This window comes from Catenulispora acidiphila DSM 44928 (genome assembly GCF_000024025.1).
Taxonomy (GTDB): Bacteria; Actinomycetota; Actinomycetes; order Streptomycetales; family Catenulisporaceae; genus Catenulispora; species Catenulispora acidiphila.
The window spans coordinates 9266375-9289904 of sequence record NC_013131.1; the positions used below are offsets into that span (position 1 = coordinate 9266375).

The following is a 23530-nucleotide window of genomic DNA, read 5'->3' on the forward strand; positions in this document are numbered from 1 at the left end:
CGGCTACCGCCACGGGAAGCGCGGATGCCGTCCACCTCATCGCAGGGTAGTCCGGTGCGCTGCCAGATCACGAACCGGGAGGCGAACACCAGGGGTGTGAATTCGGGCACATGAGGGACCCGCCACTGGTCCCGACATGCGAGACGGGACCAGTGGAGTTGAGCCGGAGCCGGAGGTCTTGCTATGCGTTCCGGTCGCACTCCCGCGCCCGGAGCGCCCTGGCCGCGTCGTCCCGCGCCTCCAGCACGAGGCGCCGCAGCGCCGGCGCCTTCGCGGCGTCCGAGGCCAGCCACTCATCGGTCCGCGCGAGCAGCTCCGGCGAGGCCAGCGGCCACGGGAAGCCGCCGCTGACGAGCCGCTCGGCGTTCTGGATGCTGCGCTCGGCCCACACCGCCGCCAGCCCGTCGAAGTAGGGCCCGACGTACGGCTCGGCCAGCTCGTGCGCGCCGACCTGGTAGAACTCGGCCAGCACGGCGCCGATCAGGTCGTTGGGCTGATCGGGTGTCTCGACGACCAGCCGCCAGGCCTCGGCCTTGGCCTCGGCGAGCGGGCGCGCCGCGCGGGCGGCGGCCCGGTGCCGGCGGCCGTCGGAGGTGTCGTCGGTCGCCGCCTCGCGGTCGGCCAGGACGCTGTCATCGTCCAGACCCGCCGCGGCCAGCGTCTCGATGATCGCCCAGCGCAGGTCCTGATCCACGGTCAGCCCGTCGAAGGACAGCTCGCCGGACAGCAGCTCCTTGAGCTTGGCGAAATCCGAGTCCTGAGTCGCGCCGCGCACCGCGCCGTAGGCGAAGGCGACCTGGTGGTCGCTGCCGGACGCAGCCGCCGCCAGCAAGTCCCAGAAGCGTGTGGAGATCTCGGCGTCGGCGGCCGGGCGGTGCGCCGGGTCCAGGTACTCCCCGCGCACCAATCGCAGCTGGCGCAACAGGTTCTGCACGACGCTGATGTCGGACTCGGCCTCGATGTTGCGCAGCACGATCGCGATGAAGCGGCGGCCGGACATCGCCGCGTCGCGGGTCATGTGCCAGACGCCGGACCAGGCCAGCGCACGCGCCATGGCGTCCGGCAGCGCCGCGAGGCCGCCGGCCTCGAAGGCGTCCAACTCCGCCGGGGTGAAGCGGATCTTGGCGTAGGTCAGGTCCAGGTCGTTGAGCAGGACCAGACCCGGCAGCGGCTTGCCGACCAGCTGCGGCAGCTCGGTGCGCGCGCCGTCGACGTCCAGCTCGATCCGCTCCACCAGCTCCACCGCGCCGGTCGCCGGGTTCGTGGAATAGCAGCCCACTGCGATGCGGTGCGGACGCAGGGTCGGGAACTCCGGGACAGCGCTCTGCGCGATGCCCGCGGCGGTCACCACGCCGTCGGCGCCGGTCTCCGTCTCGACAGTCAGGGTATTGACACCCGCGGTCTCCAGCCACGCCTTGGACCACGTCTTCAGGTCCCGGCCGGAGGTCTCCTCCAGCGTGGCGAGCAGGTCGTCCAGGGTCGTGTTGCCGAAGGCGTGGCGCTGGAAATAGCGGCGAGCGCCTTCCAGGAACGCTTCCTCGCCGACGTAGGCGGCCAGCTGCTTGAGCACCGAGGCGCCCTTGGCGTAGGTGATGCCGTCGAAGTTGAGGCGGGCGTCTTCCAAGTCGCGGATGTCGGCGACGATCGGATGCGTCGTCGGCAGCTGGTCCTGGCGGTAGGCCCAAGCCTTGCGGCCGGTGGCGAAGGAGACCCAGGCGCGCTCCCAGCGGGTGGCGTGGGTCAGCGCGTAGGCGCCCATGAAGTCCGCGAAGGACTCCTTGAGCCACAGGTCGTCCCACCACTTCATGGTGACCAGGTCGCCGAACCACATGTGCGCCATCTCGTGCATGATCGTCTCGGCGCGGTTCTGGTAGGAGGCGTCGGTGGTCTTGGAGCGGAAGATCATGCGCTCGTTGAAGGTGACCAGACCGGGGTTCTCCATGGCGCCGAGGTTGTACTCGGGCACGAAGGCGGAGTCGTACTTCCCGAAGGGGTAGGGGTAGTCGAAGATCCGGTGGTAGAAGTCCAGCCCGGCCTTGGTGACCTCGAGGATCGCGGCGGCGTCGAAATAGGGTGCCAGGGACTTGCGGACCATCGCGCTGACCGGGATCAGCAGGTCCGAGCCGTCCGGGAGGCGGACGGTGTGCTCGTCCTCGACGACGTGGTAGTCGCCGGCCACGACCGCGGTGATGTAGGTGGAGATCGGCTCGGTGGCGTTGAAGCGCCAGGTGTTCGCGCCGTCCGCGCCCTGTGACAGCTCTTCCAGGGTCTCGTTGGACCACACCCGCCACCGCGCCAGGGCGGTGACGGTGAGCTGGAAGCGCGCCTTGAGGTCCGGCTGCTCGAAGTTCGCGAACAGCCGCCGCGAGTCGGCGGGCTCGAACTGGGTGTACAGATACACCTCGCCGTCCACCGGGTCGACGAAGCGGTGCAGGCCTTCGCCGGTGCGGCTGTAGGCGGCATCGGCGTCGATGACGACGACGTTCTGTGTCCGCAGACCGCTCAGGTGCACGCGCGCGCCGTCGAACACCTCGGCCGGGTCCAGTGCCTCGCCGTTGAGCGTCACGCTGCGCACGGCCGGCGCCAGCAGGTCGACGAAGGTGGCGGCGCCGGGCTCGGAGCAGCCGAAGGTGATGGTGCTCCGCGACCCGAACGTGGTCTCGCCGCGCGTCAGATCGAGCTCGACGGCGTAGTGCTCGGCGCTCACCAGCCGGGCCCGCTCCTCCGCCTCGTCGCGGGTCAGATTGCCGCCAGTCATCGGTGTACTCCTGTCGCGCGGTAAGGGCCGTCTCCATCGACGACCGCCTTCAACGATCTCATGAGCGCCGGGAACCCAGCCGCGCAGCTCCCCCGCTTCTCCGCATAGCGCACACCGTATAAGCAGCATGAGGTCGCGTCACTGGGGAAAGCTCGCGCTTGCCTACTGCTCCAGGAACTTGCCGAGATCCTGCCGCTGGATCGCCGCCGCCATCAGGTCGCCGAACTTGTCCGGCGTGCAGGCGAACGCCGGCACGCCCAGCGCCGCCAGCGCCGAGGCGTTCTCCCGGTCGTAGGACGGCGCGCCCTCGTCGGACAGCGCGAGCAGCACGATGACCTGTGTGCCGGCCGCCGTCATCTCCGCGACCCGGCGCAGCATCTCGCGGCGGACGCCGCCTTCATAGAGGTCGGAGATCAGGATGAAGATGGACTCCGTCGGGCGGCTGATCAGCGACTGGCTGTAGGCGATCGCACGGTTGATGTCCGTGCCGCCGCCGAGCTGCGTGCCGAACAGCACGTCCACCGGGTCCGTCAGCTGCGGGGTCAGGTCCACCACCGCCGTGTCGAACACCACCAGCGAGGTCTTCAGCGATTTCAGGGACGCCAGCACGGCGCCGAACACCGAGGCGTAGACCACCGAGGCGTACATCGAGCCGGACTGGTCGATCGCCAGCACCACGTCGCGTTTGACCGCGCGTTCCTTGCGCGCGTAGCCGACCAGCCGCTCGGGCACGATCGTGCGGTATTCGGGCAGGTAGTTCTTGAGGTTCGCCTGGATGGTGCGTCCCCAGTCGATGTCGCTGTGCCGGGGACGGCTGGTGCGCGTGCTCTTGTCCAGCGCGCCGCTGACCGTGGCGCGCAGCTTGGCGCCGAGCCGCCGCTCCAGGTCCTCGACCAGTTTGCGCACCACCTGGCGCGCGGTCTCCTTGGTCTCGGCCGGCATCAGGTGGTTCAGCGACAGCAGCGTGCCGACCAAATGCACGTCCGGTTCGACCGATTCCATCATCTCCGGCTCCAGCAGCAGCTGGCGCAGGTTCAGGCGGTCGATGGCGTCGCGCTGCATGATCTGCACGACGGTCTGCGGGAAGTAGCCGCGGATGTCGCCGAGCCAGCGCGCGACCTGGGGCGAGGACGCCCCGAGCCCGGCGCTGCGCTGTGCCTGCTGCCCGCCGCGCCCCCGGCTGCGGGTGGTGACCGCGCCGGCGCCGGTCTCGTAGCCGCCCTTGTTGTAGAGCACTGCCAGCGCCTTGTCCATCTCCAGGTCCAGGCCGGTCAGCTTGGCGCCGGTGCCGTCGTCGTCCCCGCCGAGGACCAGGCGCCAGCGCCGCATGCGCTCGTCGTCGGCGGTTTCCAGCGTGTCAGGCATCTGTGGTCCCCTTGATCCCCAGCAGCATCCGGACGACCGGCAGCGCGCGGTCGGCGCGGGCCCGGTCGAAGCCGGGCCGTTCGGCGCCGGCCGAGACTCCGGCCGCCGGCGCGGCGCCGGCGGTCCGGGCCAGCTCGCCGATCTTGCGGCGTTCCGGGCCCTCGAAGTTCGAGAACGTGCGGCGCAGCAGCGGCAGCACGTCGGTGAAGGTGTCCGCCGGGATCCCGGCGATCCAGCGGTCCAGCAGGCCCAGCAGCACCGGGTCGTGGATCAGCAGCATCGCGCCGCCGGACAGCACGCCGTCCAGCCAGGCCGCGGCCTCGGCCGGCGGCACGCCCGGGGTCAGCGCCAGGCCCATGCGGCGGCTCAGGTCGTCGCCGTCGATCTTGGAGGCGTCGTAGAGCAGCCGCACCGCGCGGCCGCAGAGCAGTCCGGTCATGCCCTCGCGGTCGGCGACCAGGCGCATGGCGCGGTACCACTCGTCGCTCGCGGCGGCGTCGTCGAGCAGCCCGACGGCCTGGTGCGTGTTGTCCATCCGGGCCCGCATCTTCTGCGCGCCGTCCTCGTCCAGGCCCGAGCAGGCCTGCGGGAAACCGAGCGCGATACGGACCACGAGGGTGTCGGCGACCTTGCGCAGCGCGGCGGTGTCGGTGCCGCGGACGTCGGTGTACCGCAGGGTTCTGGCCAGCGCGGGCAGGGCGTCGGCGAGGTGCGCGACGTCGGTGTCCACGGCGGCGCGGTCGGCCAGCAGGGTCATGATCGGGTCCAGCGCGTCCGGCAGGTCGGCGAGCAGGCAGGCCTCGACGACGTCGGTGATCCCGGCCAGCTGCTCGGCGTTCGTCGCGAGGTCCGCGGACTTCGCCGAGGCCGCCGAGGCCACGGTGGTGCCCCAGATCGCCGCCTCGACCAGCTTCACCGCGAACTCCGGCTGCCAGTCCAGCGACCAGGTCTCCCAGAAGGTGCCGCTGCCCTGCGACCGGCCCAGCGCGCCCCACGGGATGCCGAGGATGTTCAGCCGGTGCAGCAGCCGCGACTTCTCGCCGTCGTGGGGCTTGCGCAGGTCCAGCTTCGCCTCGGTCTGGCCGGGCTTGGGCCCGAAGCGCAGCCGCTTCTGCTCCCGCGCCAGGTCGGCGGCCAGCGGCACCACCGGCACGTCCGGCGGCACCTCGCCGAGGTCCTCGCCGATCACCAGCTTGTCCCGGACCAGCGCCATCTGGGTGTCGTAGCCGCCGCACAGCACCGACTGCACGGCCTCGGTGACCTCGGTCAGCCCGGCCAGGCTGCGGCCGCGCAGGGTGGCCAGCGTCTCGGCCAGCCGCGTGGCCTCGATCAGGTGCGCGGAGGAGACCGGCAGGTCCTCGGCGCGGAACAGCTCGGCGACGCGGGCGAGCCAGCGCTCGACGACCCGGTCCGGAGCCGTGAACAGGTGGTGGTACCAGCCCGGCGACTCGATGCCGGCGCCGTAGCCGGAGCGGAAGGACAGCCGGCCGTGGGTCCACGGGACCCAGGTCGCGGTGGTCTTCGCCTTCTTCGGCAGCTCCTTGAGAAGCTTGGCGTCCGGGGCGGCCGGGCCGATCGCGGCCAGGGCCGGGACGTGGAAGGCGCCGCAGACCACTGCGATGCGCTGACGGCCGGCCTTGACCTCCTCGCGGACGCACTGGCGCATGTACGCCTCGCGCTGCTCGTCCTCCGGACGGGCCCGGTCGCGCACCGCGGTCATCGCGTCGGCGATCGCGGCGAAGGAGTCCAGGGCGGAGAAGGAGCCGTCGGCGCGCTGCTCGACGACGTCTTCCCACCAGCGCTCGGGGTCGTCGTAGCCGGCGGCGGTGGCCAGCGCGGCGATGGGGTCGGTGCGCTGCAATTGGACTGCCGGTTCCGGATGGTTCTCGGCATCGGGCTCTCCAGTGTCCTGATCTTCCGGGACCTCCGGCACTTCTGGGAGTTCGGCAAATCGGTGGCCCGAGGGAAGGTCGATGAAGCGGACCGGGATGTCGTCGGCGACGCCGTGCCGGATCGCGACCCACTCCGGGCTGAACTCGGCGAAGGGCCAGAAGCCGGCTCGTGAGGGATCGGCGTCGGCGTAGACCAGCAGCGCGACCGGCGGGCGCATCGCGGGGTGGGCGGCGAGCGGGATCAGCGCGTCGGCTTCCGGCGGTCCCTCGATGAGGATCACGTCGGGCTTCAGCTCCGCCAGTGCCGCCGCGACCGCCCTCGCCGATCCGGGTCCGTGATGGCGGATCCCCAGCAAGGTGACGGTCATCAGGCGCTGACCTCGCGGCAGCTGCGGTAGAAGTCGGTCCAGCCGTCGCGGCCGCGGGCGACGGTCTCCAGGTACTCCTGCCAGACCAGCTTGTCGGTCGAGGTGTCCTTCACCACCGCGCCGAGGATGCCGGCGGCGACGTCGGCCGGGCGCAGCGTGCCGTCGCCGAAGTGCGCGGCCAGCGCGATGCCGCCGGCCACCACCGAGATCGCCTCGGCCGGGGACAGCGTGCCCGAGGGGGTCTTCAGCTTGGTCTTGCCGTCCTCGGTCAGCCCGCCGCGCAGCTCGCGGAAGACGGTCACCACGCGGCGGATCTCCTCGTGCGCGGCCGGGACCTCCGGCAGTTCCAGCGCTCTGCCGAGGGACTTCACCCGCTGGGAGACGATCTCGATCTCCTCCTCGGCGGTGGCCGGCAGCGGCAGGACCACGGTGTTGAACCGGCGGCGCAGCGCCGAGGACAGGTCGTTGACGCCCTTGTCGCGGTCGTTCGCGGTGGCGATGACGCTGAAGCCCTTCTCGGCCTGGGTCTCCTCGCCGAGTTCGGGGATCGGCAGCGTCTTCTCCGACAGGATCGTGATCAGCGTGTCCTGCACGTCGGCCGGGATCCGGGTCAGCTCCTCGACGCGGGCGATCGCGCCGGTGGCCATCGCGCGCATCATCGGGCTGGGGACCAGCGCCTCGCGCGAGGGACCGTGGGCCAGCAGCTGCGCGTAGTTCCAGCCGTAGCGCATGGCCTCCTCCGGCGTGCCCGCCGTGCCCTGCACCAGCAGCGTCGAGTCGCCGGAGACGGCCGCGGCCAGGTGCTCGGAGACCCAGGTCTTCGCCGTGCCCGGGACGCCGACCAGCAGCAGCGCGCGGTCGGTGGCCAGGGTGGCGATGGCGATCTCGACGATGCGGCGCGGGCCGATGTACTTCGCGGTGATGGCGGTGCCGTCCGGCAAGGTGCCGCCGAGCAGGTAGGTCGCGACCGCCCACGGCGAGAGCTTCCAGCGCGGCGGCTTGGGGCGGCCGGAGTCGGCGTCGGCTTTGCGCAGCGCCTCCAGTTCGCCGGCGAAGGCGTGCTCGGCGTGCTGGCGGAGAACGGTCTCAGACATGGCAGGCAACTTTCGGTTTTCGGCAAGGCGGTACCTACTCAAGGGTCCACCTTGGGGGAAGGATTCGGACAGGGTCCAGATCGTTCGACGCAGATCGTTTAGACAGAGTCCAGCTCTGCGAGCATCAGAGCCCGGTCCCGCAGCATCGCCGCGAGGTCGTCCAGGTCCTCGGCCCACAACGGCAGCTCGGCGCGGATCTGCTCGCCCTTGGCCGCGACCGCGTCCGCGAACGACGGCGGCATCCAGCGGCCCGCCAGGTTGTCCATGCCGAAGAAGCGCGCCACGTCGTTGCGGGTCGCGTTCGGCAGGTACGCCGGGATCGAGTCGAGCAGGGCCTGGCACACCGCGTCCGGCCAGGGGCGTCCCAGGCGGCTGAGGATGATCGGGGCGCTGTGGATCGAGTACTGCGACCGGTGGCTCGCCACGACGGCCAGACACCAGCGCTCGGCGGCCTCCTCCGAGAGCAGCTCGAGCATCTCGCTGGAGGCGTTGACGGCGCAGAACGCCTCAGCCCAGCGCGAGTCCTTCTGCCGCAGCGTCGCCGAGCGCCAGCCGCGGTGGCAGGCGTTGGCCTCCCAGCGGTTCGCGGCCGTGGCGCGCAGCAGCTCGGCGGGCGAGAGGCCGTAGTGCTCCCACGCCGCCAGGGGCGCCGAGGCTATGAGGTCTTCGAGCCAGTACGAGGGCTGCATCCGGGCCAGCCGCCGCTCCTCCTCGGTCTGCACCCAGCCCTCGCCGATGCCGTCGCGGATCTGGTCCTCAGTGGGCTCGGCGGGGTTCGCCGGCTCGGCGTCCGCGTCGGTTTTGTCCTTGAGCGTGACCAGGACCGCGGTCCCCTCGACGGCCACCTGGACGCGCTCGTGCAGGCGCGCGGTCATGCGCTCGGCGAACCGGGACGAGGGCAGCGTGGCCAGCAGGCGCACGGCCTCGGCGCGGACCTGGCGGGACTTGTCGTCCAGGGCTGATTCGAGGAACTGCTCGTCCTCGGCGCCAAGGCCCACGGCCAGCGCCTCGACGTAGGCGGCGCGGGTTTCGGCGCTCAGACCGGCCTGCGTCCACGCCTCCTCCACCAGCACCCGAGCCGAGGCCGGGTCCTTGCCGCGGAACCAGTTCAGGTAGCCGACGCGCTCATGCGGCTTCTCGGAGAGCCAGGCTTCCGGATCCGGCGCGGCGGCGAAGCGGGTGAAGGTCGACCACTGCTGGTTCTGCTTGGCCAGCCAGGTCCCGCGCGGGCCGGCCAGCTTCATCAGGTCGGCGCGCACCGCGATGCTGCCGCGGGCGTAGTCGAACAGCGGCGGCAGCAGCTCGGCGGGCGCGCGGCAGCCGGTCTTGGCGGCGGCGCCCAGGTACTCCGGGAGCGCTTCGGAGCGGGACGCCACGAGCGCCGTGAGGCGGGCCGAGGTCGCGGTCGGCAGCAGCGGACGCGCGTCGAGCGCCGCCGACTTGGCAGCGGGCGCGCCGGCCGAACCCGTGCCTTCGGCGCCCTCGGCGCCGGAGCTCTCGGTGTCCTGGTCGCCGACCAGCACCGCGGAGTACGCCGAGCCGGCGTTGCCGGCGCGCCGCCACGCGCTCATGAGCGCGGCCGAGCTCAACAGGGCCGCGGCCGGGCTGTCACCGGGCGCGGCGAAATCTCCGGCGGCCGGCGGGGTGCGACGGTCGGTGCCGACCAAGGCCGTCGAGACAAGGTCCTGCCAGACCTCGGAACCGGTCTGATGGGAGGCTTCGTTCATGGTGCTCACCGCGCTTCCGCCGAGTAGGAGATCCCCACAGCCTTCGCACTGATGTCCACAGATTGTGCACCACGCCACTGACAACTTACGGGGTCCGTGGCAATACCCTGAAATTCCCTAATCACCGGCCGTCTCGGGGCGCCCTTCGCAGGGCCCTTCGCTGATCTGTTCACAGCGCGACCGCCGCCTCGGCGGCCCAGACGGTGAGCGGTTGCAGCCCCGCGTCGGTGTACTCGCCGAACACGGTCACCGGATGCCCGCCGGAGACCGCGAGCAGCCGCCACAGGGCGGCGTCCTCGCAGATCAGCGGGACGCGGCGGCCCTCGGCGTCGGCGAGTTCGCCGTCCCGGTCCGGGACCGCGTCCGCGACGACGACCGGCCAGCCGTCCTGCCATGGATCGGCGGCCAGGGCGTCGGCGAAGGCGTCGGCCGCGGCCTGCAAGGTCGCGCCGGCCGGCGAGGCTCCCATCGTGGCGATTTCCCCGGTCTCCATCTGCGCCCGCAGCGGAAGCACCTCGGAGTGGAACACCATCTCGGCCTGATAGACGGCGCCGACCGGCAGCGCCAGCGCCGGCGCCTGCTGCATGGCGCCGAAGGCCAGCAGCATCGCGGTCCGGCCGCTCTCGGCGCCGCGCAGCCAGATCCGGCGCTCGGTGAGTTTGTCGGCGGCGCGGTCGCGGGAGCCCAGGACGTGCCAGCGGTCGGCGACCCGCTCGCCGTCGCGGCGCACCGCGTCGGCGTCCACCGAGATCCCGATCCGCCGCCGCACGGTGTCCTGCATCGCCGGCGGCAGCTCGGCCAGCCGGGTCCAGGCCTGGCACAGCAGGTGCAGCCGGGCGAACTCGGCCAGGACCGCGTCCGGCCAGGCGTCGCCGGAGGAGGAGCGCGCGGAGGCCAGGGTCCGGACCCGGCCCGCCACGCCGGGCGCCTGCGCGTCCACGAGCCGCTTGGCGACCGGGTCCACGGCGCTGTAGGACAGCGTCGCGGAGTCGCTGATGCCGGCCGCGATCTGGTCGGTGAGCCAGCGGTCGAGGTCGGCCAGGCCGTTGCCGATCCGCTCGGCCCGCTGCGCGGCGCGCTTGGCGGCGCCCTCGGGGTCGGCGGCGACCTTCTCGGCCTTGGCGGCGCTGCGGGCCGCGGACTTCTCCGCCCGGTCGCGCCGGGACTCCGCCCAGACCTCGACGCGCTCGGGAAGCACGTCGGTCTCCGCGATCGAACCCGCCGCCCACAACAGCAGCAGGCCGAGCGCGTGCTTACACGGGAACTTCCTACTGGGACAGGTGCATTGATACGCCGTGTCCGAGTCCGCCACGGAGACGGTCACTTGGTACGGCTTGCTCCCGCTGCCTTTGCAGTCCCCCCACAACAACCGCTCGGAGTCCAGATACCCGGTGCCCGACCACGGACCCGGAACCCCGAGCTTCGCGCCCGCCTTCTGCGACGCGGCGTCCGGGGCCAGAGAGTTGACCTGGGCTGCGGTCCAACGTTCTCCCCGCCCGCCTCCCACCACCGCCCGTTGAGGAGACGCTACGCGCCGCTCTGCTTGCATGGCCGAACACTATTTCAGCCCACCGACAAGAACAGCGGGCTTTGTGACGCCGTGCGATCACCCGATGTCAGGCAGCGTGCGCGAGGTTCCCGTTCACCCAGTCGACGATCTGCTGCGTGGAGGTGCCCGGGGTGAAGATCGCCACGACACCCATCTCCTTGAGCGCCGGGAAGTCCGCCTCGGGGATGATGCCGCCGACGAAGACCTTGATGTCCGAGGCGTCCTTCTCCTTCAGGACCTCGATCACCTTCGCGCACTGCGTCATGTGCGCGCCGGACAGGATCGACAGGCCGATGGCGTCGGCGTCCTCCTGGATGGCGGTGGCCACGATCTGGTCGGGCATCTGGTGCAGACCGGTGTAGATGACCTCGACGCCCGCGTCGCGCAGGGCGCGCGCGACGACCTTCGCGCCCCGGTCGTGGCCGTCCAGGCCGGGCTTCGCGATGACGACGCGGACCGGAGCTGACTGGCTCATTGCGACTGCCTCCATGGGATGTCCACCGGAAGATCTTCCTTGATCCGCCATAACCGCTTCACACAGTAACCGACCTGGGGTGGCGTCCCGGCCCGTCCCGCCCTGTGACGGTCCGCACAATCTCCGTGAGGATCATCGGACTTCCTGCGAGAACACCAGTGAACCGCGGGCAAAGGGCGCGCAAAGTCCGCCGAACCGTTGTCCGTCCAGCCTCCGAGGCGCTAAAGTCGCGACTCGATAACGGCGCTGTCCCCGCGCCGTTGCTGATCGGCTGTCCCGCGTTCCCAGGAGGTATTGGCCGTCATGGGAAAACATGGTGCGTCCCATTGGGATACCGAATGGGAGGCCGCCATAACGCCTAACGGCGAGGACAGCTTGTACGGTTCAAGCGACGGGTACCAGGCGGTCAACGACTGGTCCGGGGTCTACGAGACTCCGTCGCAGACCGGCTTCTACGAGCAAGGCGCCGTCTACGACTACGACGACGCCACCACCCGCCAGCCGGTGATGGACCAGAGCTACTACGAATCGGTGTACGCGGCCTATTCGCCGCCGCAGCAGGCGCAGCAGCAGCAGCACGCGCCGGCCGAGCCGTTCATCCCCGCCCAGGCGCAGCCGCAGGCGGCCGAGTCCAGCCCGATGTGGGACGGACCGGGGTGGCAGGACCCGTACGCGCAGCAGCAGCACCAGCAGTACGCGCAGCCGCACTACGAGCAGCCCCAGGCTCAGCCCCAGCAGCAGCCGCGCTACGAGCAGCCGCCGCAGCACCACGTCCCCCAGCAGCCGCACTACGGCCGGCCCGAATACGAGGCCCAGCAGTACGCCGCGCAGCCGCAGTACGAGGACCACAACTTCCACCACCCCGACTTCGACACCGGGACCTTCGAGGCCATCTACGAGGCCCCCGGGTCCACCGAAGCCGCGTACGACCTCCTGCCGGACGGCGAGGGCACGTACGACGCCTACGACGGCGAGGGCTACGACGACGGCGACTCCGACGAGTACGAGACCGCCGCGTACGCCGCGTCCGACTACGACGACGCCGAGGACTACGCCGGCTACGGCTACGACGACCCGGAGGGGTACGACGACCCCGAGGACGGCCAGGACGACGCGCCCCTGCGGAGCCGCAGCCGCTCCGGCGGCACTCCCCCGGCCCGTCCCTTCGGGAGCAAGCCCTCGAAGCCGTCGGTGTCCCTCTCCGGCCGCCGCACGCTGCACGCGCTGACGTCGACCCCGGCCGCGGTCGTGGGTGTGGCCGCCGTGGCGGTCGCCGCGGTCGGCGGACTGCGCCTCCCGGCCAGCCACACCGAGACCGCCGCCGACGCCGCGGCCCCGGCCACCCCGACCAACGGCCTGGAGCAGAACCTGCTCCAGATGCGCGCGGCCAGCGCCAACCTCGCCGACCGCGCCACCCGCAGCGAGCAGCGCAGCGAACTGGTCCAGCAGCAGGCGCTGGAGAAGCAGCGGCTCGCCGAAATGTCGCAGAAGTACTTCCTACCGGTCCAGGACTACGTCCTGACCGCCGGCTTCGGCCAGTCCGGCGACCGCTGGGTCAGCCTGCACACCGGCCAGGACTTCGCCATCCCGACCGGCACCAAGGTCAGCGCCATCACCGACGGAACCGTCATAGAGGCCGGCTGGGCCGGCCCGTACGGCTACCGCATCGTGATACAGCACCCTGACGGCAGCCAGACCTGGTACTGCCACCTGAGCGTGATGAAGGTCCGCAGCGGCAAGGTCGCGGCCGGGCAGATCATCGCCCTGTCCGGCGACACCGGCAACACCACCGGCCCGCACCTCCACCTCGAGTACCACCCCCCGGGCCCGGCCGACCCGAACAACGGCGTCCCGGGCGCCTCCACCGCGGTGAACCCGATGCCGTTCCTGCGGGCCCACGGCCTGGTGCCGTAAGCGACGCGAGACGAGGAAGGGTCCGGGATTTCTCCCGGACCCTTTTCGCGCGGTCAGACCAGACCACCCGCGCCCCCGGCAGCCTGGCCGCGCCGCGAAGCCGCCTAGAGCTTCTGCACCGGCGCCATCGTCAGCAGCAGCGTCCGCACGCCCGAGGAGCCGAAGTCGATCGTCGCCTCGTCGCGTTCGCGGCCGCTGACGGCGACGACGGTGCCCATGCCGAAGGAGTCGTGGATCACGCGGTCGCCGGGGTCCAGGGAGATCACCTTCACGGCGCCCTTGCGCTGCTGGAAGCCGCGGGAGGTGCCGCGGCGGTCGCCGAAGGGTGAGCGCTCGCCGGTCTTGGGCTCCGGGGCGGTGCGCTCCCACTCCACCAGGGGTTCGGGGATCTCGCCGAGGAACTTCGACGGCGGGTTGTACTGCGGTGCGCCCCAGGCGGAGCGGTAGACCGAGCGGGAGACATAGAGCTGCTCGCGGGCGCGGGTGATGCCGACGTAGGCCAGGCGGCGCTCCTCCTCCATCTCCTTCTTGTCGCCCATGGAGCGCATGTGCGGGAAGACGCCGTCCTCCATGCCGGTGAGGAAGACCACCGGGAATTCCAGGCCCTTGGCGCTGTGCAGGGTCATCAGGGTGACCATGCCCTCGTGGTCCTCGCCGTCGGGGATCTGGTCGGAGTCGGCGACCAGGGCCACGCGCTCCAGGAACTCCGGCAGCCGGCCCTCGGGCTGGCCCTGCTCGAATTCCAGGGCGACGGCCAGGAGTTCGCGCAGGTTCTCGATGCGGGTCTCGTCCTGCGGGTCGTCAGAGTCCTGCAACTCCTGCAGCAGGCCGGTACGCTCCAGTATGGCTTCCAAGACGTGCGCGGGACCGTACTCGGCCGCCATCTCGCGCAGCTCGTCCATCATCTGCGTGAAGCCCTGGACGGCCTTCACCGAGCGCGCCGCCAAGCCCGGTGCCTCGTCGGCGCGGCGCAGGGCGTCGCCGAAGGTGATGCGCTCGCGCGCGGACAGCCGCTCCAGCGACTCCTCAGCCTTCTCGCCGATGCCGCGCTTGGGCGTGTTCAGGACGCGGCGGACCGAGACGATGTCGTCCTCGTTGGCCAGGGCGCGCAGGTACGCCAGGGCGTCGCGCACTTCCTTGCGCTCGTAGAAGCGGACGCCGCCGACCACGCGGTAGGGCAGCCCGACGCGGACGAAGACTTCCTCGAAGACACGGGACTGCGCGTTGGTCCGGTAGAACACTGCGACGCCGCCGTAGGTGGTCTCCTTGGCGTCGGAGAGGCGGTCGATCTCCTCGGCGACGAACTGCGCCTCGGAGTGCTCGTCGTCGGCGACGTAGCCGGTGATCAGCTTGCCGTCGCCGGAGTCCGTCCACAGGTTCTTGGCGCGGCGGCCCTTGTTGTTCTCGATGACGGCGTTCGCCGCGGTCAGGATCGTCTGCGTGGAGCGGTAGTTCTGCTCCAGCTTGATGACCTTGGCGTCCGGGTAGTCGCGCTCGAACTCGATGATGTTGCGGATCGTCGCGCCGCGGAAGGCGTAGATGGACTGGTCGGCGTCGCCGACCACGCACAGCTCGGCCGGCGGCAGGTCCTCGGTGTTCAGGCCGGGGCGCACCAGGTCGCCGTCGACGGTGCGCTTCTCGTGCTGCCCGACCAGTTCCTTCACCAGCTGGTACTGCGCGGTGTTGGTGTCCTGGTACTCGTCGACCAGGATGTTGCGGAAGCGGCGGCGGTAGTGCTCGGCGATCATCGGGAACGCCTGGAGCAGGTGCACCGTGGTCATGATGATGTCGTCGAAGTCCAGCGCCTTGGCCGCGGTCAGGCGGTCCGCGTACAGCCGATAGACCTGCGCGAGCTGGCGCTCGGCCTCGGTCTGCGCGCGGCTGGAGAAGGTGTCGTGGTCGACCAGCTCGTTCTTGAGCTTGGAGATCTGGCCGAGCATCGAGCGCGGCGTGGTCTTCTTCGGGTCGATCTCCAGATCGCGCAGCACCATGGTCATCAGGCGCTGGGAGTCGGCGGTGTCGTAGATCGAGAAGTTGCTCGGCAGCCCGGCGGTCTTGGCCTGGGCGCGCAGGATCCGGACGCAGGCGGAGTGGAACGTCGAGACCCACATCAGGCGGGCGCGCGGACCGACCAGCTCCTCGACGCGCTGGCGCATCTCGGCGGCGGCCTTGTTGGTGAAGGTGATCGCCAGGATCGAGCCGGGGTGCGCGTGCCGCTCGCCGACCAGGTAGGCGATCCGGTGCGCGAGCACGCGGGTCTTGCCCGAGCCGGCGCCGGCGATGATCAGCAGCGGGCCGCCGGCGTGCAGGACCGCCTCGCGCTGCGGTTCGTTCAGGCCGTCGAGCAGCTTGCGCGCGGCGGCCGACTCCTCCGGCGGGACCCAGGCGTCCTCGGGCTCCTCCCAGCCGTCCCAGCCCTCGCGCTCGGCGTCGGACTCCTCCGCCCACGCCGGGGGTTCGGGCAGGGTCCGGTCGGTGTGACGCTCCTCGCCCGACCCCCGCTGCTCCCGGATCGCGTCGAGCATGGGGAACAACGGAAGGGCACCTGGGGCGAAGAGGGAAGAACTCACTCAAGGATTTTCGCAGACCGCACCGACAACTCGGGGGCGGTCGCCGAGATGGGACGGTCACCTGGGCCGATACCCGTGCCGCCGGTGGACACGCGACAATGGTTCGGTACCCGGAACACCGGCGGCCGTGCCGGTGTTGCCCCGAGTGGGGAGCATCCGCTCCTTCAGAAGCAGGCACGCCCCGAACCAGGAGCCCCCATGCCCGAGGCCAGCGTCCCCTCCCGCGTCCTCGTCGTCACCGCGCACCCCGACGACGTCGACTTCGGTGCCGCCGGTACCGTCGCGACCTGGACCGACGCCGGGATCGAGGTCGTCTACGCGATCATGACCAGCGGCGAAGCCGGCGAGGCGTTCCCGGACACGCCGCGCTCGGAGGTGGCGGCGCTGCGCGAGTCCGAGCAGATCGCCGCGGCCAAGTGCGTCGGCGTGACCGACGTCCGCTTCCTGCACTGGCCCGACGGCCGCCTGACGCCCTCGCTGGACCTGCGCCGCGACATCTCGCGCGTGATCCGCCAGGTCCGCCCCGACCGCGCCCTGATCCCCTCCGCCGAGCTGGACCTGGAGCGCATCTACGCCTCCCACCCCGACCACCGCGCCGTCGGCGAGGCGGCCATCGCCGCGGTCTACCCCGACGCCCGCAACCCCTGGGCGCACCCCGAGCTGCTCGAGGTCGAAGGCCTGGAGCCGTGGACGGTCCCGGAGACCTGGGTGATGTCGATGAAGAATGCCGAGCACGCCGTGGACATCACCGACGTCTTCGACCGCAAGCTCGCCGCGCTCCAGGCGCACGCCTCGCAGACCAACGGCCACACCGATCTGGAGGGCATGCTGCGCACCTGGGGCGGAGCCGTCGCGCAGCGGCTGGGGCTGGGCGAGGACCGGATCGCCGAGGCGTTCCAGATCGTCAACACCCGCTGACCGCTGCTCAACTGGTCAGGACTGGTCAGCAAGGTCGAGCGCGGCAGCGGCTCACAGAACCTCGGCCACAGCCGCCGCCACACGTTGCGCCGCATCGTCGGACAGCGGCGCGCCGGTGGCGGTGACGACGTAGAACACGTCGACCGCTTCGGCGCCGAGCGTCGAGACGCGCGCCGAGCGCACCGAGACACCCGTCCTGGCGAGCACCGAGGCGACGCGGTAGAGCAGCCCCGGCGCGTCGCGCGCCTTGACCTCCAGCACGGTCGCCGAAGCCGAAGCGCCGGGCAGCACAACCACGCTCGGCGCGGCGACCAGGCGGTTGCGGCGTTCGTCGGCGTCGCGGCTGGCGAGGCGGCCGGCGACGTCCAGCGTGCCGGCGACGGCCGCGCGCACGTCCTCGCGGAGCCGGTCCTGCAAGGCGGTGCTCCAGTCGGCGGCGACCAGCCAGCGCTGGACGACGACGCCGTCGACGGTCTCGGTGGTGGCGGCGCGGATCGTCAGGCGGCGTAAGGCCAAAACGCCCGCGACGGCAGCGAGGATGCCGATCCGGTCGGGCGCCGCGACGGACACCGTCTGCGCACCTTCCAGCTCGACGACGAGTCCGTCGGCCGAGGCACGGCTCCGCGCGGCCAGCTCGGCCGCGCGCGCCGGATCCGACGGCTCGGCGACCGGCGGGTCGACGCCGAGGAGCGCGGCCTCGGCACGGACCGTGAGGCCGTGGTAGAGACCGGCGCGCCAGGGGTTCCACGCCGCGGGACCGGTCGCCTTGCTGTCGGCTTCGGAGAGCGTGTGCAGCAGACGTAGCGCTTCCAGGCGCGGGGCGGCCAGCTCGGCCAGGGCGGCGAGGAGCGCCTCGACGGTGGCCGGGTCGTCGGGATCGCGCGCGGTGGCGAGATCGGGCAGCAGCAGGTGGTGGCGCACCAAGCCGGTCAGGGTACTGACATCGGCGGCGTTGAACCCGAACGCGGGCGCCAGTTCCCGGGTCAGGACGGCACCGATCTCGGAGTGGTCGCCGGGCAGTCCCTTGCCGACGTCGTGCAGCAGCGCGGCGACCAGCAGCAGGTCGGGGCGGTCGACGCGGCGCGCCAGATCGGCGGCGGCGACGACGGTCTCCAGCGTGTGCCGGTCGACGGTGTGGATGTGCAGGCTGTTCCGCTGTGGCAGAGACCTGATACGCCGCCATTCGGGCAGCAGCGCGTGCAGGATGCCGGAGCGGTCGAGCGCCTCCCACACCGGGATGAGCCCGGGTCCGGCGCCGAGCAGCGTCACGAACGCCTCCCGCGCCTCCCGCGGCCACGGACGCGGCAGCGGAGCCGACTCCTCGGCGAGGCGGCGCAAGGTGTTGGGAGCGAAGGAGAGGTCTGATTCGGCGGTCGCGGCGGCGGCACGGAGCACCAGCACGGGATCGCGCGACGGAGCGCCGGCGCGGGCGAGGTAGACCTCGCCGTCCTGCTCCACGACGCCGTCGGCGAGCGGACGCCGCACGGGGCGCCGCCCCGGACTGCGCGCCGCCAGCGCCGCGTCGACTTGGCGCCAGGCGGCTTCGGCGGCGTAGGCGATGGTGGTGGCGGCTTCGGCCACGCGGCGCAGGAGGAGGTCGGCGTCGGTGGTGTAGAGCTCTGCGACGGCGGGGGTGGCCAGCGAAGTAGCGGGCGCTGCCGACGAAACGCTGGGACCTTCGCCGGCGGACTCACCGCCCAAGCCGACCCCTGTCGCATCGCCTGCCGACCCGAGGTCGGCGGCGAACAACTCGTTGTGCTCGAGCGGCTGGGTCAGAGTCCTATCATCGTGCTCGCCCAGCACTCTGGCGTCTCGCAGCAGCGCCGCGACGCCGTCCTGCTCTTGCAGCAACAAGCGGTCCAGCGCGCGCCCGGAAACCGTGTGCAGCGCGTCCCGCACGTCCAGCAGGAACTCGCGGGCTCGCTCCGGCGCGCCGTGCGGCACATCGACCAGCCAGGTCGCCGAGATGAAGCGGAGCATCGTGGAGTCGCGAAGCCCTCCGCGAGCCTCCTTCAGGTCGCCTTCGAGGCGGTAGGCGAGTTCGCCGTGGCGTGACAGCCGCGAGGCGTACTCCTCACGCAGATCGCCCAGGCGCCGTGCGGCGTCGCGGCGCCAGTCGGCGAAGACGCCCGCGCGGACCGACGCCACGAGCTGCGTGTCGCCGGCGACCAGGCGCGCGTCGAGGAGTCCGGCCGCCACCGCCAGATCGGTGCGGGCGAGTTCGAGGGCTTCCTCGACGGTGCGGACCGAGTGGTCCAGCTTCACGCCCGAATCCCAGACCGGGTACCAGATCTTGTCCGCTATCTGCGCGACGGCCTCAAGGGGCAGCGATGCCGCGTGCAGCAGGACCACGTCCAGGTCCGAGCCGGGCGACAGTTCCTGGCGGCCGTAGCCACCGACCGCCACCAAGGCGATGCCGGGCTCGTCCGGGAGCAGGGAGGCCAGAAAGGCGTCCGCGGCGTCCGAGCGCGCACGCCGGACGGCCGGCCCGATCTGCTGATCGGGCCGGCCACCGGCTCCCTCACCGTTCCGCTCCGCGTGCCGCTCCACTACAGCGCCGCGCCTCCGGTCTCGCCGGTGCGGACGCGTACCACCTCGTCGACCGGGGTGACCCAGACCTTGCCGTCGCCGATCTTGCCGGTCACCGCGGCCTTGACCACGACGTCCACCAGGGCCTCGACGTCCTCGTCCTCGCACAGGACCTCGACCCGCAGCTTGGGCACCAGGTCGACGGTGTACTCCGCGCCCCGGTAGACCTCGGTGTGGCCGCGCTGGCGGCCGTAGCCGCTGGATTCGGAGACGGTGATGCCGTGGACGCCGAAGCGCTGCAGGGCCTCCTTGACCTCTTCCAGCTTGAACGGCTTGATGATCGCCGTGATCAGCTTCATGCCTTCACACCCTCCGTCTTGTCAGCGTCCTTGGCGGGCTTGCCACTGGCCGGTCCGGACGGCGCCGTCTCGGCCGTCGCGAGCGCCGTGCGCAGCGAGCCGGCCAGCCGGCCCCAGTCGTACGCGGTCTCCGAGTGCTCGGTGCTGTCGATGCCCTCGACCTCGGCGTCCGCGCTGATCCGCATCCCGATGGTCTTGTTCAGGACCCAGCCCAGGATGAAGGAGACCACGAAGGAGTACCCCAGCACGATCCCGGCACCCTCGATCTGCGAGATCAGCTGGTCGACACCGCCGCCGTAGAACAGCCCGGCCTTGGCGCCGTTGGTGTAGGCCGAGACCATCTGCTTGGTGGCGAAGAAGCCGATCAGCACGGTGCCCAGGATGCCGCCGACCAGGTGGACGCCGACCACGTCCAACGAGTCGTCATAGCCGAGCTTGTTCTTCAGGTTGATCGCGTAGCAGCAGATGAAGCCGGGGATCAGGCCGACGAACATCGCGCCGAGCGGCGAGACCGAGGCACAGGCCGGGGTGATCGCGACCAGACCGGCGACGGCGCCGGAGGCCGCGCCCAGCGAGGTGAAGGTCCCGTGCTGGATCTTCTCCGCGATCAGCCAGCCGACCATCGCGGTGCATGTGGCGATCTGGGTGTTGATGAAGACCATCGACGCCTGGCCGTTGGCGCCGAGCGCGGAGCCGGCGTTGAAGCCGAACCAGCCGAACCACAGCAGGCCGACGCCGAGCATCACGAAGGGCACGTTGTGCGGCCGCATCGGATCGCGCCCGAACCCGACGCGCTTGCCGAGGACCAACGCCATCGCCAGGCCCGCGGCACCGGCGTTGATGTGCACCGCGGTACCGCCTGCGAAGTCCATGACGTGCAACTTGTAGTTGATGAAGCCGTTGGGCGAGAACACCCAGTGCGCGACCGGGAAGTACACCAGCGTCACCCAGCCCGCCACGTAGACGGTCCAGCCGACGAACTTGGTGCGGTCGGCCAGCGATCCGGAGATCAGCGCCGGTGTGATGATCGCGAACATCAGCTGGAAACAGACGACCGCGATGGTCGGCACCCCGGTGGCGCCGTACAGCGACCCGCCGGTGCTGGAACCGAAGCCCTGGCCGATGTCGTGCAGGGCCCACTGGTGCAGACCGCCCCAGAAGCCGTTCCCGCTGCCGTCCCCCGAACCGACGTTGCCGAACGACACGGACCAGCCGTAGAGGACCCATAGGATGGTCACCACGGCGATCGCGATGAAGTTCATCATGAGCATGTTCAAGACGCTCTTCGCGCGGACCATGCCGCCGTAGAAGAACGCCAGCCCCGGTGTCATGAGCAGCACGAGCGCTGAACTCGCGAGCACCCAAGCGGTGTCACCATTGCTGAACGCGGATGGCATCGCTTCTCCCTCACCTGATTCGACGGATGATGGGAAGGAGCCTGGCGGCGCACCGTTTCCGGGGGCGCCGCCGAGTGTTTCGAGGCCGTGACAGATGCCCCGCCAGTGTTACATCCGGGTGAACTTGTCCCGGCGGGCGAGATAAGTCCGTTACAAAACGGACATGTATCAGCATGCTGTTACTACGGTGCGATCATCCGTTCACGCCGCGGCGGGCAGCACCGCCAGCGTGCGCTCGTGGACCTCGCGGACCGATCGGACGTCCGGATAGCGCGCGAACAGGTTGCCCGCGGTCGTCCGCAGCCGGTCTTCGACCCGTTTGGAGCGCAGCCGCTGCACCAGCTCGGCGCCGCCGTGCAGGTAGGCGACCGCCGCCTCCGGCTCGCGCTGCTGGAGCCGGACCGTCGCCATCCCGACCACGTTCAGCGCGCGGCTGCGCAGATAGGAGTCGTCGGCCGAGAGCAGTTCCACGGCCCGGTCGATGTTCTTCGCCGCCTGCTCGGTGAGCTGCGGATAGCGATACGCCAGGTCGCGGAAGGAGTGGCCGTTCTCGCCGTAGAGCTCGGCCTCGGTGAAGAACGCTATCCACGACGGGTCGCCGCCGCGGGTGCGGTCGCCGCCGGCGCCGTTGCTCCCGCGCTCGGCTCGGTCCTGCCCGGCGGGGAAGTCGCCGGGGAACAGGTCCTCGGCGGCGGCCACGGCGCGGCGGCAGTTGTCGCTGTCGCCGAGGTTGGCGTAGGCGCGCGCCTCCATCGCGGCCAGCAGCGACTGCACGCGCGCGGTGGTGGTGCCGTGGCTGCCGTACTGGGCCAGGTGGACCAGTTCCAGGGCGTCCTGCGGGCGGTTGATGTGGATCATCTGGCGGGACATGGTCGCCAGGACGAGCGCGCCCAGCGGGGTGTCGCCGGCCTCGCGGGCGGCGTGCAGGGCGAGGACGAAGTAGCGCTGGGCCGAGGGCTGCATGCCGATGTCGTAGGCCATCCAACCGGCGAGGAGCGCCAATTCCGCGGCGGTGCGGAACAGGCGCTCCGACAGGGCCGGGGCGTAGTTGTCCCGTAACAGCTCGGTGACTTCGTGCAACTGCCCGACCACGGCCATGCGGCGCAGGCCGCCGCCGCACTGCGCGTCCCAGCCGCGGAACAGGCGCGTGGTCTCCTCCAGGCGGTCCATCTCCTCGGCGGTGACCCGGCCGGGCAGCCGGCCGTTGACGGAGTGCTGCTCCGGGACCGGGCTGAGCCAGCGCTTCATCGGCTCGATCAGCGACGGGCCGGCGGACAGCGACAGCGAGGTGCCCAGGAAGCCGCGGCGGTTGAGCATCAGGTCGCTGCGGGCGAAGTCGCCGAGCAGCTCGATCGAGCGCCGCCCGGCCCACGGCAGGTCCACCCCGGAGGTGGCCGGCGGCGCGGCGGGCTCGCGCAGGCCGAGCTCGGCGTGCGTGATGACGGTGCCGAAGCGCTCGGAGAAGAGTTCGACGAGGATGCGCGGGGCGGGGTCGCGGGGGTGCTCGCCGTCGAGCCAGCGGCGTACGCGCGAGGTGTCGGTGGAGACGTGGGCCGCCCCCAGCTGTCTGGCGCGTTTGTTGACCAGTCTCGCCAGTTCCCCCTTCGACCACCCGGAACGCTGGAACCAAGAATTGAGGAGTTCGTTGGGCGGCTTGCCGGTCATTCTTTGTTGCCCCCTGGAGATTCACGCCGGTCCGGCCGGAATGCGAAACCCTGTGTTGCAGAACGTAACCGCACCGCGACGATGCCCGCAGCCGAACGTTTTCGAACACCGCGATTCGCCAGTCTTCGCCACCTTGTCGAACCAGAAGTGGTCGGACGACACAGGTCTAACGACCATCCCGGGCGGGCAGCGTGACCCCGAGGCGTCCGTCGGCGTTGGAGGAAGCATGCGAGTACGCCTGGGGGGCAGCCGCCACACCCATGCCCGGCCCGCGCCGGCCCTGCGCCTGCCCGCGGCCTACGACCTGCTGGACGTCCCGGCCGCCGCGGGCCACCGCGTCCTGCTCCAGCTCGAACGCCTCGGCACCCCGCTCGGCCCGGTGCTGACCGTCCAGCCGGCCGGCCCGGGCCACGAACCGGTCAGCGGAAGCAGGCTGCGCTTCTTCGTCGAGGCCGGCACCACAGCCTCCTTCCTCGCGGACCTGAAGGACCTGGGCTGGGACCCCGACGACACCGACATCCGCACCATCGGCGTGGTCCTCGCCGCCGAGACCCCGCTGCCGCCGGCGAGCAGCGCACGCTGGGTGCGGCCACCGGAGACGATGGCGGCCGGGACGCCCCTGGGGAAGTTAGAGGCGCCGGGGTCGCAGGGCGAGCGGTTGACGGGAGTGCTGCCGCCGGCGCGGCTGCTGCTCGGGGCGCTGGCGCATGCTTGCCGGCGGGCTGAGGGGCGACGATTCTTGTTCGCTGGATGCCGGGCCGGGTGAGAGCTGGGCTTCGGGCAGCCAGTTCCTCCTTGCAGAACGCCGAGCGGCTGAGGCACGCGGTACCAGCTCGCTGAATGCCGAGCCAGCTAGAGGGCTGCGCTCGGGCAGCCAGCTCCCACTTGCAGAACGCCGAGCGGCTGAGGCACGCGGTTCAAGCTCGCCGGATGCCGAGCCGGGTAAGAGC

Annotated in this window: 15 protein-coding genes; 3 read left to right on the forward strand and 12 right to left on the reverse strand. The window is 71.2% G+C overall.

The features are described from left to right. Positions 1–181 precede the first annotated feature (181 nt). The 7 genes from pepN to CACI_RS39490 all read right to left on the reverse strand — a co-directional run bounded on the left by pepN (position 182) and on the right by CACI_RS39490 (position 11228). Positions 182–2758 carry an aminopeptidase N gene (gene pepN, locus CACI_RS39460; RefSeq protein WP_015796536.1) on the reverse strand — a complete coding sequence of 859 codons (2577 nt, stop codon included), beginning with the start codon at positions 2756–2758 and terminating at the stop codon, positions 182–184. Positions 2759–2920: 162 nt separating this feature from the next. Beyond that, positions 2921–4123 (reverse strand): VWA domain-containing protein, encoded by a 1203-nt coding sequence (locus tag CACI_RS39465; RefSeq protein ID WP_015796537.1) that lies wholly within the window; start codon positions 4121–4123, stop codon positions 2921–2923. Continuing rightward, positions 4116–6383, reverse strand: coding sequence for a DUF5682 family protein (locus CACI_RS39470; RefSeq protein ID WP_015796538.1), 2268 nt, complete (start codon positions 6381–6383; stop codon positions 4116–4118). Before CACI_RS39470 ends, CACI_RS39465 begins: the two co-directional genes overlap by 8 nt. Beyond that, entirely contained in the window at positions 6383–7477 is a 1095-nt protein-coding gene (locus tag CACI_RS39475; RefSeq protein WP_015796539.1) for an ATP-binding protein, read from the reverse strand. The genes CACI_RS39470 and CACI_RS39475 overlap by 1 nt, the downstream gene beginning before the upstream one ends. A 98-nt stretch (positions 7478–7575) precedes the next feature. Beyond that, positions 7576–9204 (reverse strand): DUF5691 domain-containing protein, encoded by a 1629-nt coding sequence (locus CACI_RS39480; protein WP_015796540.1) that lies wholly within the window; start codon positions 9202–9204, stop codon positions 7576–7578. A 169-nt stretch (positions 9205–9373) separates the two neighbouring features. Next, on the reverse strand, positions 9374–10528 hold the full coding sequence (locus tag CACI_RS39485) for an SWIM zinc finger family protein (protein ID WP_049871867.1): 1155 nt from the start codon (positions 10526–10528) through the stop codon (positions 9374–9376). 292 nt (positions 10529–10820) lie between these two features. Further along, on the reverse strand, positions 10821–11228 hold the full coding sequence (locus tag CACI_RS39490) for a cobalamin B12-binding domain-containing protein (protein WP_015796542.1): 408 nt from the start codon (positions 11226–11228) through the stop codon (positions 10821–10823). Between the two features lie 375 nt (positions 11229–11603). Between CACI_RS39490 and CACI_RS46735 the strand changes: the two genes are divergently transcribed. Next, positions 11604–13142, forward strand: a complete 1539-nt coding sequence (locus CACI_RS46735; RefSeq protein WP_049871868.1) for a M23 family metallopeptidase — start codon at positions 11604–11606, stop codon at positions 13140–13142. A 104-nt stretch (positions 13143–13246) separates the two neighbouring features. On the opposite strand, the gene pcrA is transcribed toward CACI_RS46735, so the two are convergent. Then, the gene (pcrA, locus tag CACI_RS39500) at positions 13247–15667 is read right to left on the reverse strand and encodes a DNA helicase PcrA (protein WP_015796544.1); all 2421 of its coding nucleotides are present in this window, start codon (positions 15665–15667) and stop codon (positions 13247–13249) included. A 243-nt stretch (positions 15668–15910) separates the two neighbouring features. On the opposite strand from pcrA, the gene CACI_RS39505 reads away from it, so the two are divergent. Continuing rightward, complete coding sequence (locus tag CACI_RS39505; protein WP_015796545.1) at positions 15911–16630, forward strand: PIG-L deacetylase family protein; 720 nt, start codon at positions 15911–15913, stop codon at positions 16628–16630. Positions 16631–16681: 51 nt separating this feature from the next. Here CACI_RS39505 and CACI_RS46740 read toward each other — a convergent pair whose 3' ends face one another. The 4 genes from CACI_RS46740 to CACI_RS39525 form a co-directional block, all read right to left on the reverse strand. After that, the gene (locus CACI_RS46740) at positions 16682–19180 is read right to left on the reverse strand and encodes an ACT domain-containing protein (protein WP_015796546.1); all 2499 of its coding nucleotides are present in this window, start codon (positions 19178–19180) and stop codon (positions 16682–16684) included. Further along, positions 19180–19518: a P-II family nitrogen regulator gene (locus CACI_RS39515; protein WP_015796547.1), complete on the reverse strand. Its 339-nt coding sequence runs from the start codon at positions 19516–19518 to the stop codon at positions 19180–19182. The genes CACI_RS46740 and CACI_RS39515 overlap by 1 nt, the downstream gene beginning before the upstream one ends. After that, complete coding sequence (locus CACI_RS39520) at positions 19515–20915, reverse strand: ammonium transporter (protein WP_015796548.1); 1401 nt, start codon at positions 20913–20915, stop codon at positions 19515–19517. The genes CACI_RS39515 and CACI_RS39520 overlap by 4 nt, the downstream gene beginning before the upstream one ends. 201 nt (positions 20916–21116) lie before the next feature. Further along, entirely contained in the window at positions 21117–22580 is a 1464-nt protein-coding gene (locus tag CACI_RS39525) for a hypothetical protein (protein ID WP_015796549.1), read from the reverse strand. A gap of 226 nt (positions 22581–22806) precedes the next feature. Here CACI_RS39525 and CACI_RS46745 point away from each other — a divergent pair, with 226 nt between their 5' ends. Then, entirely contained in the window at positions 22807–23346 is a 540-nt protein-coding gene (locus tag CACI_RS46745; RefSeq protein ID WP_015796550.1) for a hypothetical protein, read from the forward strand. Positions 23347–23530: the final 184 nt, after the last annotated feature.